Genomic DNA, 16,444 nt, shown 5'->3' on the forward strand with positions numbered 1-16,444 from the left:
GGCTCGCCGGTTCCCGGACATGAAAGCCCGGCCCGCACCAAGGCCAGGAAATGCTTTTGCTTGCAGCAGGCCGAGCGGCCAACCATCTACTCGGACAACACCTTATCCAGTGGGAGACCAACCGATGTCCGATACCTATACCCCGCCCGAAGTGTGGACCACCGACGCCGAGAACGGCGGCAAGTTTTCCGGCATAAACCGCCCCACCGCCGGTGCGCGGGAGGAAAAGGCGCTGCCGGTCGGCGAGCATCCGTTCCAGCTCTATTCGCTCGGAACGCCCAACGGGGTGAAGGCGACGATCATGTTCGAGGAACTGATCGAAGCGGGTCATCCCGAGGCGGAATACGACGCCTGGATGATCAAGATTTTCGAGGGTGACCAGTTCGGCTCCGGCTTTGTCGACATCAACCCCAACTCCAAGATACCCGCGCTGCTCGATCGCACGGGCGTGGAGCCGGTGCGTGTGTTCGAAAGCGGTTCGATCCTCGTGCATCTGGCCGAAAAGTACGACTTCCTGCTGCCCTCAACGGGCCGCGGGAGAACCGAGGTGTTCAACTGGCTGATGTGGCAGATGGGCAGCGCGCCGTTCATCGGCGGGGGGTTCGGGCACTTCTATGTCTACGCGCCCGAGCGCTACAAGTATCCGATCGACCGCTATGCGATGGAGACCAAGCGGCTCTTCTCGGTGGCCGACAATCAGCTCGGCGAGACCGAATACCTTGCCGGCAGCGAATATTCGATTGCCGATATCGCCGCCTACACCTGGCTCGGCAACCTCTACCACGGCGCCTATAACGGGGCGGACAAGTTCCTCCAGTTGCACGAGTTTGAAAACGTGGGCCGCTGGGTAAAGGCAATCGACGCGCGCCCCGGTGTGATTCGCGGGCGTCTGGTCAATACGCAGGCGATGCCCGAGCGGCATTCGGCGGCGGATTTCGACAAGGTGGAAGATCGCAGCCTGTTCGAACCGGTGCGCAAACGCGCAGATGTCTGACCTGTGACTTGCGCGCGAGAGCGAGGCCGCTATATGGCACCGCTCTCGCGAACGCTGCTGGGGCGTCGCCAAGTGGTAAGGCAGCGGCTTTTGGTGCCGCCATTCGCAGGTTCGAATCCTGCCGCCCCAGCCAATCTTTCTATGGTCGCAAGCGTTTGAAGATTAATGCCTTCCCCTGCGAATCGAAACGCCGTGGCACCCTCTCGTGGGTACCGCCGTGGGTTCGATTTTCGAACCATGAAACGGTTTACAGAGCACGGCAAGCGGCAGCTTGAAGTTAGACAAGCTTCCGCCTCGATCTGCGAACGCAGCACAACGCCAGCGCGTGCTCCCGCCCACCTGCACAGCCTGAGTTTATTCTGCACGCTTGAGCAATTCATGGTGCGGTGCAATATGCGCTGCATGAACATCGCCATCATCGATGAAAACCGCGCCCGCGCCTCGATTATCGAGGAAGGCTTGGCGGGCATCGAAGGTGATATTCACGTGATCACCGGGCGCGAGGGCCTCCTCGCCAAGATCGAACAGATCGCGCCAGACATCGTGCTCATCGATCTCGGCAACCCCTCGCGTGACGTGCTGGAGGAATATTTCGCTGTCAGCCGGGCTCTCGCCCGGCCCATCGCCATGTTCGTGGACGAGAGCGACGACGATGCCATCGCCGCTTCAATCGATGCAGGCGTTTCCGCCTACGTGGTGGACGGTCTTGCCGCCGGGCGTATCCGGCCCTTGCTCGATCTGGCGGTCAAGCGCTTCAACGCCTTTGCCCGGCTTCAGGCCGATCTCGCCGAGGCCAAGGGCAAGCTGGCCGAGCGGGAGACAATCGACCGGGCCAAGCGCATCCTGATGGATTCCAAGCGGATTACCGAGCCCGAAGCCTATGCCGAGCTGCGCCGCAAGGCGATGAGTTCGAGCCGCCGCATCATCGATATTGCCGAAGCCGTCGTCACCGCGCACGACCTCTTGGGAGGAAGCTGAACCATGCCTACGCGCGATCTCGTCATCGGTTTCCTGCCGCTGGTCGATGCCTGCCTGCCGATTCTGGCGCAAGAACACGGCTTTGCCGAGGACGAGGGGCTCAACCTCACATTCCTGCGTGATGTCAGCTGGGCTACCGTGCTTGACCGGCTGCTCTATGGCCATTCGGATGCCGCGCATATGCTGGCACCGCTGGCGATTGCCACCACGCTGGGGGTCGGCCGCCCGGCGCGCGCGATGGCCGCTCCCTTCGTGCTGGGGCTCAACGGCAATGGCATTACATTGCGCAAGGATCTGGCCGCACGCGTTTGCGAGCCCGGCACCTTCGGCGATCCGCAGGCTGTGGGCAAAGCGATGCAAGTCGAGGTGCAGGCTGCTTTGGCGGCGGGCAAGCGGCTGCGGCTCGGCGTGGTTCATCGCTATTCCAGCCACAATTACAAGCTGCGCTATTGGCTGGCGGCTTGCGGCATCCGGCCGGATGAGGAGGTCGAGATCGTCACCGTGGCGCCGCCGTTTGTGGCCGATGCCATGGCTGGCGGCGAGATCGACGGCGCCTGTGTGGGCGAGCCGTGGAACAGCCTGTGTGTGGAGCGCGACGTGGGCACCATCGTGCTGGCGACGGCGCAGGTCTGGCGGCGCGGAGTGGAAAAGGTGCTCGCCATGCGGGCCGACCGGCTGGACGAGCGGCGCGAGGAAACCGAAGCCCTGATCCGTGCCATGCGCCGCGCCGGGCGCCACTTCGTCGATCCCGCCAACTGGGAGAGCAACGCAGCAATCCTTGCCAGGCCGCACTATGTCGGCGGTGACGAGCGGCTTATCCTGCGCGCGATATCCGACCGGCCCGTGCTCGCGCACGGCGGGCAACCGGTTTCCTTCCCGGATTTCATGTTCCAGCACAGCGAAGCGGCCAACTTCCCGTGGGTGAGCCAGGCGGCGTGGCTGTACTCGCAAATGGTGCGCTGGGACCAGCTCGACTATGCCGAAGAAGCCTCGCGCCAAGCCGCAGGCGTCTTCCGCCCCGACGTGTACCGCACTGCACTCAAGAGCACCGGCGATGATTTGCCCGGCGCCAATTCCAAGGTCGAAGGCAGCGTAAGCCAGCTCATGCAGGTGGGAGCGCAACAAGGCTCCATCACCTTGTCGGAAAACCGCTTTTTCGATGGCCGCACCTTCGATCCGGTGGATATTCCGGGCTATCTTGCCACGCTAGACTGAGCATATTTTTTCGCTGCACTGCAAAATGCGCTTTACGAGCGAGGCCCGAATCGCTTATCCCTGAGGGCGAACGAAGCGCCGCTGCCCAAGGCTGGGCGCGCACCAAGGCTTCGATCGCTCGAAACATTGCGTGGCAACGTCGCCGCCCGATCTGGTCCTGCTGTGGGGTCAAATCGTGGCGGCTTTTTTGCGTTGCACATCCGGCTGGAGACGAAGTGCATGACCGACATCATCAAGAGCCAACTGAACCGTCGCACCGCCATGGGCACACTGGCAGGCTTTGCTGCCGCGATGATGCTGGCCGGGTGCGGCAGCAGCGATGACGGCCCGGTCGCTGCGCCCGCCAATGCCGATGGCCCTCCGGAAAAGCCCAACCTCAAACTCGGCTTCATCAAGCTGACCGATATGGCCCCGCTCGCCATCGCGCTGGAGAAGGGGTACTTTGTCGAGGAAGGGCTCAATGTCGCATTGGAACCGCAGGCTAACTGGAAAGTGCTGCTCGATGGGGTGATTGGCGGGCAGCTCGATGCCGCGCACATGCTCGCGGGCCAGCCGCTGGCTGCCACGCTCGGCTATGGCACCAAGGCCAATTTGATCGCGCCGCTCAGCCTCGATCTCAACGGCAACGCCATCACCCTTTCGAACCGGGTGTGGGACATGATCAAGGCTGATCTGCCGATGGAGGGCGGCAAGCCCAGGCATCCGATTTCCGCTGCCACGCTGAGGCCGGTGGTGGAAAGCTTCCAGGCGCAGGGCAAGCCCTTCAACATGGGCATGGTGTTCCCGGTCTCCACCCATAATTACGAGCTGCGCTACTGGCTGGCGGCAGGCGGCATCAATCCCGGTTTCTACACGCCGGGCGACGTGGGCGGCACCGTCGGGGCGGACGTCAATCTGTCGGTCACGCCGCCGCCGCAGATGCCCGCCACGATGGAAGCGGGCACCATCGATGGCTATTGCGTGGGCGAGCCCTGGAACCAGCAGGCCGTGGCGCGCGGCATCGGGGTGCCGGTCGTGACCGACGACCAGATCTGGCACAACAACCCGGAAAAGGTGCTCGGCCTGCGCGAGGATTTCGCAGCCAATTACCCGGCGACCACGGCCGCCCTGATCCGCGCGATCATCAAGGCACAGCAGTGGCTCGATGCCGATAACGGAGCGAACCGCCAAGAGGCAGTCGAGATCCTCAGCCGCTCCAACTATGTGGGCGCCGATCCCGCAGTGCTGGCCGCCAGCATGACCGGCCAGTTCACCTTCGAACCCGGCGACACCCGGCCCGCGCCCGGCTTCAACATCTTCTTCAACGACTTCGCCGGCTATCCCTACTATTCGGACGCCATCTGGTATCTCACCCAGATGCGCCGCTGGGGCCAGATTGCCGAAGATCACCCCGATAGCTGGTATGTCGACACGGCCAAGAAGGTCTATCGCCCCGACCTTTACCTTGCCGCCGCCAACAAGCTCGTGGCAGCGCAGGCGATCCCGGCAGAGGCGGTGCCGCAAACCGATGGCTTCCGCGAGCCGACCAGCGAGTTCATCGACGGCCTGACCTATGACGGGCGCAAGCCCAACGCCTACATCGCCAGCTTCTCGATAGGCCTGAAGGAAGGCCAGCAAGTCACCGCCTCGGGCGTGAGCGGCACGTGAGCACCGCGCCAAGCCAGCAGATCAAAAAGGATACTCCCGAAATGGCCACTGCCTTTGCCCCCACTGCCGCAGACCAGCCGGAAGCCAGCACTGCGCCGGCAGCCAGCGTGGCTGCGCCCGCCCGCCCTGCTTCGGACCCGCGCGAGCCGCGCACCAATCCGCTGATCGCCAAGGTTGGGGAATGGAGCCGCAACCTGCTCGCACCATTGGCGGGTATTGCGATCTTTCTCGCCCTTTGGGCGGTGCTCGCACCAACAGTGCAGACCTCGCTCGGCGCCCTGCCCGGCCCCATCGCCGTGGCCGAACAAGGCGTGGCGCTGTTCGACGAGTGGCAGGCGGCGAACGAACTGGAAACGCAATTTTACGCCGATCAGGAAGTCCGCAATGCTGCGGCCGTGGCGGCAGGCAATACCGCCGGAGTGACGGACTTTACCTATTCCGGCCCGCCCACCTTTCTTGACCAGATCATCACCAGCCTCAAGACCGTGGCGCTCGGGTTCTTGCTGGCGACGCTGGCGGCCGTGCCTATCGGGCTGGTTTGCGGTCTTTCACCCGTGGTGAACGCGGCGATCAATCCGCTGGTGCAGATCATGAAGCCGGTCAGCCCGCTGGCCTGGCTGCCGATTGTGACCATGGTGATCAGCGCGCTGGTGACCAGTGCCGACCCGATGCTGGCCAAAAGCTTCATTATCTCGGCGCTGGTGGTGATGCTATGCTCGCTGTGGCCGACCCTGATCAACACCGCAGTCGGCACCGCCAGCATCGACAAGGATCTGCTCAACGTGGGCCGCGTGCTCAAGCTGGGCTGGTTTGCCAAGCTCACCAAGCTCGTGCTGCCTTCCAGCCTGCCCTATATCTTCACCGGGATGCGGCTTTCGCTCGGCGTGGGCTGGATGGTGCTGATCGCGGCGGAAATGCTCAGCCAGAACCCTGGCCTTGGCAAGTTCGTGTGGGACGAATTCCAGAACGGCTCCAGCCAGTCGCTGGCGCGGATCATGTTTGCGGTGGTGGTGATCGGCTTCATCGGCTTCGGCCTCGACCGGCTGATGATGGGGCTCGAAGCCCTCGTCTCGCGCAACAGGGGGGTGTGATGATGAGCAACGCAATTCTCTCGCTCAGCGGCGTCACCAAGTCCTATGCCGGCAAGACCGGCAGCGTGACCCACGTGCTCGGCGGCATCGATCTCGAAGTGGCGGAGGGCGAATTCGTCGCCATCCTCGGCTTCTCCGGCGCGGGCAAAACCACGCTCATCAACACCATCGCCGGGCTGATCGAGCCCGATAGCGGACAGATCCTGCAACACGGCACGCAGATCAGCGGCACCGGCAAGGATCGGGGCGTCGTGTTTCAGTCGTACAGCCTGTTTCCCTGGCTGACCGTGGCGCAGAACGTGGCCCTTGCGGTGGACGCGGTGCACAAGGACCGCAGCGCCGCCGAGCGCGCCGCGCTGGTGAAGCAGAAGGTCGAACTGGTCGGCCTCGGTCATGCCATGGACCGCAAGCCCGCGCAGCTTTCGGGCGGAATGCGTCAGCGCGTGGCGGTAGCCCGTGCCCTCGCGATGGAACCCGAAATCCTCCTGCTCGACGAACCGCTGTCGGCGCTCGATGCCCTGACCCGCGCCAAGTTGCAGGACGAGATCGAGCGTATCCGAAAGGAAGAGGGGCGCACCATCGTGCTCGTCACCAACGATGCCGACGAGGCACTGCTGCTGGCGGACCGGGTGGCCGTGCTGACCCCGGCGCCCGCTGCCCGCATCGGCCGGATCTGGACCGTCGACGTGCCGCGTCCGCGTGACCGCGAAGCCGTGAATGACGATCCGGCGTTCCAGGCGCTGCGGCGTGAGATCGTGTCCTATCTCGGCCAGCTTAATGCCGAGAGCGGCACGGTGGGCGAAAGTGCGATCGCCCTACCCAACGTGATCCCGCTCGATCTGGTCAAGCCGGATTCCGAAGAGCCGCCGCGGGCCTATCGCGATGCGGCGCAAAGCGCGGTCAATCAGCGCTATCTGGAGTTCTACAAGCTCGACAAGATCTACCCCACGCCCAAGGGGCCGCTCAAGGTGGTCGACAACTTCAACCTGATCATGAACCGGGGCGAATTCATCTCGCTCATCGGGCATTCGGGCTGCGGCAAGAGCACGGTGCTGACCATGGCCGCCGGCCTCAACGAAATCAGCGGCGGCGGCATTGTGCTCGACAACCGCGAGATTAGCGCCGCCGGGCCGGACAAGGCGGTGGTGTTCCAGGCGCCCAGCCTGATGCCCTGGCTCACCGCGCGGCAGAACGTCGCGCTCGGGGTTGAGCGGGTCTATCCCCATGCCGACAAGGGCGAGCGCCGCGATATCGTCGACTACTATCTCGACCGGGTCGGCCTTGGCGATGCCAAGGAGAAGATGGCAGCCGAAATGTCCAACGGGATGCGCCAGCGGGTCGGTATCGCGCGCGCCTTTGCCCTGAGCCCGCGGCTGCTGCTGCTCGACGAGCCATTCGGCATGCTCGACAGCCTGACCCGCTGGGACTTGCAGGACGTGCTGGTGGATACCTGGAACCGCACCGAGGTGACCGCGATCATGGTCACCCACGATGTCGACGAGGCGATCCTGATGGCCGACCGGGTCGTGATGATGACCAACGGGCCGAACGCCACCATCGGCAAAATCCTCAAGGTCGATCTGCCGCGCCCGCGCGATCGCAAGGCGCTGCTCGATGATCCGAAGTTCTACCATTACCGGCAGGAGGTGCTGCACTTCCTCGCCGAATACGATCACGGACCGGGCGCCAAGGCGGCCTGAGCAACCGGGTAAACAAGGGGAGAGAAGCGGCGCTTGGCAAGGGGGCCTCGCGCCGCGGGCTGAAAGCGAGAAGGTGCGCCGGCACGATCCGGCAGGTGGCGGGCAACGGGGTTCGCCTGATCCTGAATTTCGGGAGGAGAACCCCCATGTTTGTTACCCGTCCTCTGATTGCCAAGCTGTTTGCCGCGACCAGCCTTACACTGATTGCTGCCCCCGCCTTCGCCAAGGTGGGCGACCCCATCCCGCTCGGAGAGGATGCCTCGCTCGATCTCCAGCTCGCCACCCGGCTGCGTTACGAGGTGGTCGATCAGGCCAACTTCCCCGATGATGCCGAAGCGCTGACCTTGCGCGCACGGCTGGGGGCAGAGCTTGCCCTCGGCAACTTCAAGGCGCTGGTCGAGGGAGAGGGCACCGCGGCGCTGTCAGGCCGCTACAACGATACGCTCGCCTTCAACGGGGTTGAGCCCTACCCAGTCGTGGCCGATCCCGAGAACCTCGAACTGAACCGCCTGCAAGTCTCCTACCTGAAGGACGGAAACGGGATCACCGTGGGCCGTCAGCGGATCAATCTGGGCAATCAGCGCTTCGTCGGCAGCGTCGGCTGGCGGCAGAACGAGCAGACCTTCGATGCCGTGCGCGGCCAGTTCAAGAGCGGCGTCTTTTCCGCTGATGCCACCTATGCCATCTCGCAGCGCACGATCTTCGGGGTCGATAGCCCGAACGCGTTTTTCGACGGCGATCTGATTCTGCTTAACGCCGGCATCGACACCACCAGCCTCGATGCCACGGCCTTCGCCTATGTCATCGACTATGACAGCCGCGCAGCGATGGCGAGCGAGACTTATGGCCTTATTGCCAGTTACAGCCACACGTTCGGCCCCGGCATTTCGGCAAAGCTCACCGGATCCTACGCCAGCCAGACCGACACCGGCATCAACCCGGTCGACTATAAGGCCGACTATATCCTTGCCGAGGCGAGCGGCACCGTGGCCGGCTTCACCCTGCTGGCAAGCTATGAAGAGCTGGGCAGCGATGGCGGGCGCGCGGCATTCCAGACGCCGCTTGCCACTGCCCACGCCTTTCAAGGCTGGGCCGACCTGTTCCTGACTACGCCTGCCAATGGCGTGGTCGACTATCAGGTGTCGCTGAAGAAAAGCGTTACCCTGCCTGCTCTCGGCGCAGTGAGCGCGCAGGTGGCCTATCACCAGTTCGACAGCGCCTTTGAAAGTCTCGACTATGGCAGCGAGTGGGACGCCTCCCTCGGTTTCCGTCTCGGGCCGGTGAACTTGCTCGCCAAGTTCGCCGATTACAACGCCGACCAGTTCGGCAACGATGTGCAGAAGGTGTGGTTGCAGGCCGAATGGGGCTTCTGATCGCACAAGTTGGCCGGGCACGCGATGTTGCGTTGCAATAATCGCTTGCCCGGCACGGTAAAGCTGGGGTATTCTTCCAGTTCAAGACGGGAATCGCAGGTCCAGCGTTGGGCCAGTGCAAAGCGATCCCCGCATTTTCATCAGCGTGGCAACGAAGCCGCCGATTGTTCCCTTCGCAGGGCACGATCAGGCGGCTTTTTCGCGTGCGCATTCGATCCGCCAGCAGGCGGGAAGGAGCGGTAAGACAGTGAATGCGGATACAGGCTTCGCAGCGGCGAGCGCTTTGAAAGAGCGGCTTGTCGTGATCGGCAACGGAATGGCCGGGTGCCGCGCGGTGGAGGAAGTGCTCGCCCGCGATCCCGAGCGTTATGCCATCACCATCTTCGGCTCAGAGCCACGGGTGAACTACAACCGGATCATGCTCTCCCCGGTGCTGGCGGGCGAAAAGACCTTCGACGAGATCGTGATCAACGGCCCCGAGTGGTATGCCGATAATGCCATCACGCTGGTTAGCGGCGATCCGGTCACCGCAATCGACACCGCCGCGCGCACCGTCACTTCGGCGTCCGGGCGGGTGGAGCCTTACGACAGGCTCCTGCTGGCGACCGGCTCGGATCCCTTCATCATTCCTGTGCCCGGCCACGACCTGCCCGGCGTCGTGACTTTCCGCGATCTCGACGATGTCGACAAGATGCTCGCTGCGGCAGAAAGCGGCGGCCACGCGGTGGTGATCGGCGGCGGCCTGCTGGGGCTGGAGGCGGCGCATGGCCTATCCTTGCGCGGAATGAGTGTAAGCGTGGTCCACCTGATGCCGACCCTGATGGAGCGTCAGCTGGATGAGGCGGCGGGCTGGCTGCTGCGGCAGGAGCTGGAGCGGCGCGGACAGACCATTCTCACCGGCGCCAATACCAAGGCGATCCTCGAAGCCGATGGCTGCGTGGCGGGCGTGGAGCTGGAGGATGGCACCCGGATCAAGGCCGATATCGTGGTGATGGCCGTGGGCATCCGCCCCGCCACCGCGCTGGCCAAGGCCGCCGGGCTGGCGGTTGAGCGCGGGATTATGGTCGACGATCACATGGTGACCAGCGATCCCGCCGTGCTGGCGGTGGGCGAATGCGTGCAGCATCGCGGCGCGTGCTACGGCCTTGTCGCGCCCTTGTGGGATATGTGCCGGAGCCTCGCTGCCTATCTCACCGATGCGCCGCAAGGCTATGAAGGCTCGGTCACGTCGACCAAGCTCAAGGTCTCGGGCATCGACCTGTTTTCCGCCGGCGACTTCTCCGGCGGCGAAGGGGCCGAGGACATCGTGCTGCGCGATGCGGCGCGCGGGGTCTATAAGCGGGTAGTGCTGCGCGATAACAAGGTGGTTGGCGCGGTGCTTTATGGCGATACCGCCGATGGCTCGTGGTATTTCGATCTGCTGAAGAAGGGCGAGGATGTCTCCCCCATCCGCGAGGCGCTGATCTTCGGGCAGGCCTTTGCCCAGGGCGGGGGCGCCCTTGCGGACCCTAATGCCGCCGTTGCCGCCCTTCCGGACGACGCAGAGATCTGCGGCTGCAACGGCGTATCCAAGGGCCAGGTCGTCGGCTGCATCAATGCCGGGGCGCACAGCCTCGATGCCGTGCGCAGCACCTGCAAGGCTTCGGCCAGTTGCGGATCGTGCACCGGGCTGGTCGAACGGCTGCTGGCCGTCACGCTGGGCGCCGAGGTGGAAAGCGGTCCCAAGCCTATGTGCAAGTGCACCAGCTTCACCCACGACGACGTGCGCCGCAACATCGTGGAGAAAGGCCTGCGCGCCATGCCGCAGGTGATGCAGGAGTTGCACTGGACCACGCCCGAAGGCTGCTCCAGCTGCCGCCCTGCCCTCAACTTCTATCTGCTGTGCGCCTGGCCGGGCGAATACGAGGACGACCAGAAGAGCCGCTTCGTCAACGAGCGGCTCCACGCCAATATCCAGAAAGATGGCACCTATTCTGTCGTCCCCCGGATGTGGGGCGGCCTCACCAACCCGCGCGAGCTGCGGGCGATTGCCGACGTGGTGGAGAAATACGACGCGCCGATGGTCAAGGTTACGGGCGGCCAGCGGCTCGATATCTTCGGCATCAAGAAGGAGGACCTGCCCGCTGTCTGGGCCGATCTCAATGCCGCCGGGATGGTTTCGGGCCATGCCTATGGCAAGTCGCTGCGCACCGTGAAGACCTGCGTCGGCTCGGAATGGTGCCGCTTCGGCACGCAGGATTCCACCGGGCTCGGTGTGAAGATCGAGCGGATGACCTGGGGCAGCTGGATGCCGCACAAGTTCAAGATCGCCGTCTCGGGCTGCCCGCGCAACTGTGCCGAGGCCACGATCAAGGACTTCGGCGTGGTCTGCGTGGATTCGGGTTACGAGCTGCACATTGGCGGCAATGGCGGCATTCACGTGCGCGCCACCGACCTGCTGACCAAGGTCGCCACCGAAGAGGAGGCGATGGAAATGTGCGCCGCCTTCATCCAGCTTTACCGCGAGGACGCGCATTATCTCGAACGCACGGCCCCGTGGGTAGAGCGTAAGGGCGTGGACTGGGTCCGCGCGCAATTGCTCGACGATCCCGAGGCGGTCGGCAAGCTGGCGCGCCGCTTCAGCTATTCGCAGAAGTTCTCGCAGGATGATCCCTGGGCCGCCCGCGTGGCTGGAGAACGGCGCGACCTGCACGCGCACCTTGCGCAAGTGCGCCCCCTGTACCTGGAGACCGTCTGATGCTTACCGGCAAGTGGCTCGATATCGGCCCAACCACCCAGATCCAGCCCGGCAGCGCGCGCACCCTGCCGGTTGCGGGGGGTGACGAGATCGCAGTGTTCCACACCATGCGCGGCGAGTTCTATGCGCTCGTCAACAAGTGTCCGCACAAGGCCGGACCGCTGAGCGAAGGGATCGTACACGGCGACACCGTGTCTTGCCCCTTGCACAATTGGCGCATTTCGCTGCGCACCGGCGAGGCGCAGGGCGATGACAAGGGTTGCACCCCCACCATCCCGATGAAGGTGGATGCAGGGCGCATGTTCCTGCTGCGCGAAGCGGTGATCGGCCCAGTTGCGCAAAATGGGGTTGCGGCTTGAAGCAGGTGCGCACCACGTGCCCCTATTGCGGGGTCGGTTGCGGGGTTGTGGCCCGGCCTGCCGAAGGGCGTGAGGTCGCCATTGCCGGCGATCCGAGCCACCCCGCCAACGGCGGCAAGCTGTGCTCCAAGGGCACTCACCTTGGCGAGACGACGGGGCTTGAAGGCCGCCTGCTTCATCCGATGATCGGCGAAACTCGCGTGACTTGGGACAGGGCCCTGGACGATGTCGCCGCGCGGATGGCCGATTGCGTGGCAGAACACGGGCCGGACAGTGTGGCTTTTTACGTTTCGGGCCAGCTGCTCACCGAAGACTATTACGTCGCCAACAAGCTGATGAAGGGCTTTATCGGCAGCGGCAATATCGACACCAACAGCCGCCTGTGCATGGCCAGCGCTGTCGCCGCGCACAACCGGGCCTTCGGCGAAGACCTCGTGCCCTGCACTTATGAAGATCTCGACGAGGCCGAGCTGATCGTGCTGGTCGGCAGCAACACCGCCTGGTGTCATCCGGTGGTCTGGCAGCGCATCGAAGCCGCGCGCGAGCGCAATGGCTGCAAGCTGGTGGTGATAGACCCGCGCCGCACGGAAACTGCCGAGCGGGCCGATCTGCACGTTCCGATCAAACCGGATGGCGATGTTGCCTTGTTCGCAGCTCTGCTAGCCGAAATGGCCGCACGCGGGGTGATCGATGAAGCCTATCTGGCCGGTCATTGTGAGGTGCCCGAAGGCTATCTTGCAGGCCTCGATGCCGCTGCGCACGGGATCGAGCCGGCCATATTTAGCAGGCTCGCCGATCTCGTGGCTGCCAGCCAGCGCATGGTCACGCTGTTCAGCATGGGGGTCAACCAGTCGGCCAGCGGGACCGACAAGGGCAACGCGATCATCAACCTGCATCTGGCCACCGGCCGCATCGGCCTGCCCGGAGCCGGACCGTTCTCGATGACCGGGCAACCCAATGCGATGGGCGGGCGCGAAGTGGGCGGGCTAGCCAATATGCTCGCCTGTCACCTCGGCTTTGCGGACGACGAACGCTCTGCGGTTTCCGCTTTCTGGCAAGCTCCCAACTTGTGCGAGGGGCCCGGTCTGAAAGCGGTCGATATGTTCCGCGCGGTGCACGAGGGGCGGATCAAGTTCCTCTGGGTAATGGCCACCAATCCTGCCGTCTCGATGCCCGATGCCGCCTTCGTGCGCGAGGCGTTGGCGCGCTGCCCCAATGTGGTGGTTTCCGATGTCATCGCCGATACCGACACCGCGCGCTTCGCCAACGTGCGCCTGCCCGCACTGGCCTGGGGGGAGAAGGACGGCACCGTCACCAACTCGGAGCGCACGGTAAGCCGTCAGCGCCCGATTTTCCCCGCACCCGGCGAAGCACGCGCCGACTGGCGCATCATGGCCGATGTGGCCGCAAGGCTGGGGCACGGGTCCGCCTTTGCCTATACCAGCCCCGCTGCGGTGTTCCGCGAATATGCGGCGATGACCTCGCTGGCCGCCGCACGCGGCAAGGTACTCGATCTGACAGACAAGGCGGATATCACCGACGCGCAATACAATGCGCTGGAGCCGTTCCGCTGGGGCCGCGCGCACCCTTTGCGCGAGCACTTCCCCACGCCCTCGGGCAAGGCGCGGCTGATGCCGGTCAGCCCGCCCGAGCTGGCGAGAAATGGTCTGAGCCTCAACACCGGGCGTTATCGCGACCAATGGCACACGATGACCCGCACCGGACTCTCCCCTCGCCTGTCGGCGCACCGGCGCGAGCCGCTGCTCGAAGTCTCCCCCGGCGATGCTGCAAAGGCCAGGCTGGTCGATGGCGGCCTGGGGCAGGTGACGACCGCGGCAGGCACGGCGACGTACCGCGTCTCTATCAGCGATGGCCAGGCTGAAGGCCAAGTGTTTGTGCCGATGCACTGGACCGATGCGATGGCTGCATCGGGGCGAAGCGGCGCGCTGGTTGTAGCCGACACCGATCCACACTCCGGCCAGCCTGCTTTCAAGAACGTGGCTGTCGCCCTCGCGCCCGTCGCAAGCGAATGGCGCGCCTTCGTGCTTTCACGCCGGCCCGTTCAGCCGGAGGCCGCTTACTGGGTACGTTCGCGCGTTGCCGGCGGGTGGCTGACCGAGATCGAAGGGATAGGCGAAGCTGACCTCGCCGCATTGCTGCCCACCGGAACGATCAGTGAAGTGGCCGATCCCGCGCGCGGAATGCAGCGATTGGCGGTGAGCGATGCGACAGGAAAGCTGCTGGCTCTGGCTTACGTCACGCGCCGAGGCGTTTTGCCAGCGCGAGAGTGGTTGGTGCGCCAGTTTACCGCCAGCGAGGCGTCGCTGCCCGAATTGCTGGCAGGCCGCCCGGCTGGTGCGCAGCCCGATGTCGGGCCGCTTCTTTGCGTGTGCCACGATGTCGGCGAAAACGCCGTGCGCGCTGCGATCTGCGCGGGGGCGAGCAGCGTGGCCGCGGTGGGCGCGGCCACCTGCGCGGGGACCAATTGCGGCTCGTGCCGCCCACAGATCGCTCGTCTTCTCGAAGAAACGCTAGATCCAATGAAGGAGGCAGCCGAATGATTGCTCAAGGCGAAGTGTGGCTGGTAGGCGCAGGCCCCGGTGATCCTGACCTGCTCACCCGCAAGGCGGAAAAGCTAATCTGCAGCGCCAGTGTGGTTTTCTACGATGCGCTGGTTGGCCCCGGCGTACTGGACATGGTTCCGCCGGCAACACGGTTGGTAAGCGTGGGCAAGCGCGCGGGACGGCACAGCAAGGATCAGCGCACCATTGATGCCCTGCTGGTCGAAGCAGCGCTCGCGGGCGAGCGGGTTGTGCGGCTCAAGGGCGGCGATCCTTCCATTTTTGGCCGCTCACAGGAAGAACTGGCGGCCTGCCGCGCTGTGGGTGTGCCGGTGCACATCTGCCCTGGAGTAACTGCGGCCAGCGCTGCGGTAGCAAGCCTGGGCGCCTCGCTCACGCTGCGTGGACTGGCACGACGGGTCACCTTCGTCACCGCCCACCTGCGCAAAGGCGCTCCGCCAGACCTCGATTGGAAGGCACTGGCCGATCCTCAGGCGAGCATCGCCGTTTATATGGGCAAGCAGGCGGCGGCGGCGGTGTCGAGCGGGCTGCTGGGAGCGGGGCTCGCTGGAGACACCCCCGTGGCGATGGTAGAAAACGCCAGCCTGCCAACCGAACGGCTGTTCCGGACCCGCCTGGACCTGCTCCCCATCGCTGCCCGCACCGCGCTGGGCGATGGTCCTGCGTTGCTACTGATCGGCGAGGCGGTCAGGCTTGGGACGGTCCCAAGCGCAACTCAAGGCTCGGATGCAGTCACTCAGGAAAAACCAATTAGTTTGTCGCGAGCGAACTGCGTGTAAAGCCTTAACGCCGGACCTGTTGCGGAGCGTCCACCGGCACCAGGAGATGCGAAAAATCGCCCTTGCGCGCCAGGACATCGGCCAGTGAGTAGCCATCCAGCACCTTGAGGAATGCAAGCAGCGCCTCGTCGAGCACGCTGGTGAGGCCGCAGGCTCGAGCAATCACGCAGGCCCCGCAGCCGACCAGATCGAAATCGTCCTCGGTGTGGCGAACCAGCTCGCCGACGTTGATCTCCTGCGGCGGTCGGGCGAGACGAATCCCACCGTTGCGTCCGCGCACGCTTTCCAGATAGCCTGCGTTCACCAGATCGTTGACCACCTTCATCAGGTGGTTTTGCGAGATGGCATAGGCGCGCGCAATGGCCGCGATCGAGGCCAGCTCGCCCGGCTGCCGCCCCAGGTATAGCAACACCCGCATGGCATAGTCGGTGTAGCGCGTCAGGCGCATCGCAGCTCCGCAAGAATAATCATGCATCCTTATTGCATGTTTTTCTCCGCGAGTATAGATGCATCCACGATACATGATTTGGAGTCGCAGCCATGCCAGCTCTCAATATCGACGAACCCGGCCTCGCTCGTCTGGTCGACACGTTCTACGCCCGCGTCCGTGCCGACGCGGAACTCGGCCCGATCTTCAACGACGCCATCCACGACTGGCCCGAGCACCTGGAGAAGCTCAGCGCTTTCTGGTCGTCGGTCATGCTCACCAGCGGACGCTACAAAGGCCAGCCGGTGCCCGCGCATGTGAAACATCGGGGTCGCATAACGCCCGCCCTGTTCGCGCGCTGGCTCGCGCTCTGGGCCGAGACCACCGACGAACTGATGGCTCCCGATGCTGCCGCGGCCTTGCAAGCCAAGGCCGCGCGTATCGCCGAAAGCCTGAAGCTCGCGATGTTCTTCCGGCTGGATGGCCAGCCAACCCCAAAACCTTCTCCCCGCCCCACCCGCGCGACAGCAGCCGCGACGGACCATGCCTGACAAGGAGTATG

The 16,444-nt window shown here is 64.5% G+C and carries 13 protein-coding genes and 1 tRNA gene; 13 read left to right on the top strand and 1 reads right to left on the bottom strand.

Features of this window, described 5'->3' with window-relative positions:
• Positions 1-124 precede the first annotated feature (124 nt).
• The 12 genes from yghU to cobA all read left to right on the top strand — a co-directional run bounded on the left by yghU (position 125) and on the right by cobA (position 15,455).
• The gene (gene yghU, locus E0473_RS04395) at positions 125-994 is read left to right on the top strand and encodes a glutathione-dependent disulfide-bond oxidoreductase (RefSeq protein ID WP_137679603.1); all 870 of its coding nucleotides are present in this window, start codon (positions 125-127) and stop codon (positions 992-994) included.
• A 58-nt stretch (positions 995-1,052) separates the two neighbouring features.
• A tRNA-Gln gene (locus tag E0473_RS04400) sits at positions 1,053-1,127 on the top strand.
• Positions 1,128-1,396: 269 nt separating this feature from the next.
• Positions 1,397-1,972 carry an ANTAR domain-containing response regulator gene (locus E0473_RS04405; protein WP_137679604.1) on the top strand — a complete coding sequence of 192 codons (576 nt, stop codon included), beginning with the start codon at positions 1,397-1,399 and terminating at the stop codon, positions 1,970-1,972.
• Positions 1,973-1,975: 3 nt separating this feature from the next.
• Positions 1,976-3,187, top strand: a complete 1,212-nt coding sequence (locus tag E0473_RS04410; protein WP_137679605.1) for an ABC transporter substrate-binding protein — start codon at positions 1,976-1,978, stop codon at positions 3,185-3,187.
• Positions 3,188-3,406: 219 nt separating this feature from the next.
• Complete coding sequence (locus tag E0473_RS04415) at positions 3,407-4,834, top strand: CmpA/NrtA family ABC transporter substrate-binding protein (RefSeq protein WP_170308114.1); 1,428 nt, start codon at positions 3,407-3,409, stop codon at positions 4,832-4,834.
• Between the two features lie 41 nt (positions 4,835-4,875).
• The gene (locus tag E0473_RS04420; RefSeq protein ID WP_137679606.1) at positions 4,876-5,925 is read left to right on the top strand and encodes an ABC transporter permease; all 1,050 of its coding nucleotides are present in this window, start codon (positions 4,876-4,878) and stop codon (positions 5,923-5,925) included.
• Positions 5,925-7,625: an ABC transporter ATP-binding protein gene (locus E0473_RS04425; RefSeq protein WP_241657326.1), complete on the top strand. Its 1,701-nt coding sequence runs from the start codon at positions 5,925-5,927 to the stop codon at positions 7,623-7,625. The genes E0473_RS04420 and E0473_RS04425 overlap by 1 nt, the downstream gene beginning before the upstream one ends.
• 146 nt (positions 7,626-7,771) lie before the next feature.
• Positions 7,772-8,998: an alginate export family protein gene (locus tag E0473_RS04430; RefSeq protein WP_137679607.1), complete on the top strand. Its 1,227-nt coding sequence runs from the start codon at positions 7,772-7,774 to the stop codon at positions 8,996-8,998.
• 247 nt (positions 8,999-9,245) lie between these two features.
• A complete protein-coding gene (nirB, locus tag E0473_RS04435; protein WP_241657327.1) occupies positions 9,246-11,735 on the top strand; it encodes a nitrite reductase large subunit NirB in 2,490 nt (829 codons plus the stop codon).
• Complete coding sequence (nirD, locus tag E0473_RS04440; RefSeq protein WP_137679608.1) at positions 11,735-12,094, top strand: nitrite reductase small subunit NirD; 360 nt, start codon at positions 11,735-11,737, stop codon at positions 12,092-12,094. The genes nirB and nirD overlap by 1 nt, the downstream gene beginning before the upstream one ends.
• Complete coding sequence (locus E0473_RS04445; RefSeq protein WP_137679609.1) at positions 12,091-14,655, top strand: nitrate reductase; 2,565 nt, start codon at positions 12,091-12,093, stop codon at positions 14,653-14,655. The genes nirD and E0473_RS04445 overlap by 4 nt, the downstream gene beginning before the upstream one ends.
• Entirely contained in the window at positions 14,652-15,455 is an 804-nt protein-coding gene (gene cobA, locus E0473_RS04450; RefSeq protein ID WP_137679610.1) for a uroporphyrinogen-III C-methyltransferase, read from the top strand. Before E0473_RS04445 ends, cobA begins: the two co-directional genes overlap by 4 nt.
• Positions 15,456-15,459: 4 nt before the next feature.
• On the opposite strand, the gene E0473_RS04455 is transcribed toward cobA, so the two are convergent.
• The gene (locus E0473_RS04455; RefSeq protein WP_137679611.1) at positions 15,460-15,903 is read right to left on the bottom strand and encodes an RrF2 family transcriptional regulator; all 444 of its coding nucleotides are present in this window, start codon (positions 15,901-15,903) and stop codon (positions 15,460-15,462) included.
• A gap of 92 nt (positions 15,904-15,995) precedes the next feature.
• Between E0473_RS04455 and E0473_RS04460 the strand changes: the two genes are divergently transcribed.
• On the top strand, positions 15,996-16,433 hold the full coding sequence (locus E0473_RS04460; RefSeq protein ID WP_137679612.1) for a group III truncated hemoglobin: 438 nt from the start codon (positions 15,996-15,998) through the stop codon (positions 16,431-16,433).
• The last annotated feature ends 11 nt before the right edge of the window (positions 16,434-16,444 follow it).

The organism is Aurantiacibacter suaedae (assembly GCF_005434915.1).
Lineage (GTDB): Bacteria > Pseudomonadota > Alphaproteobacteria > Sphingomonadales > Sphingomonadaceae > Alteraurantiacibacter > Alteraurantiacibacter suaedae.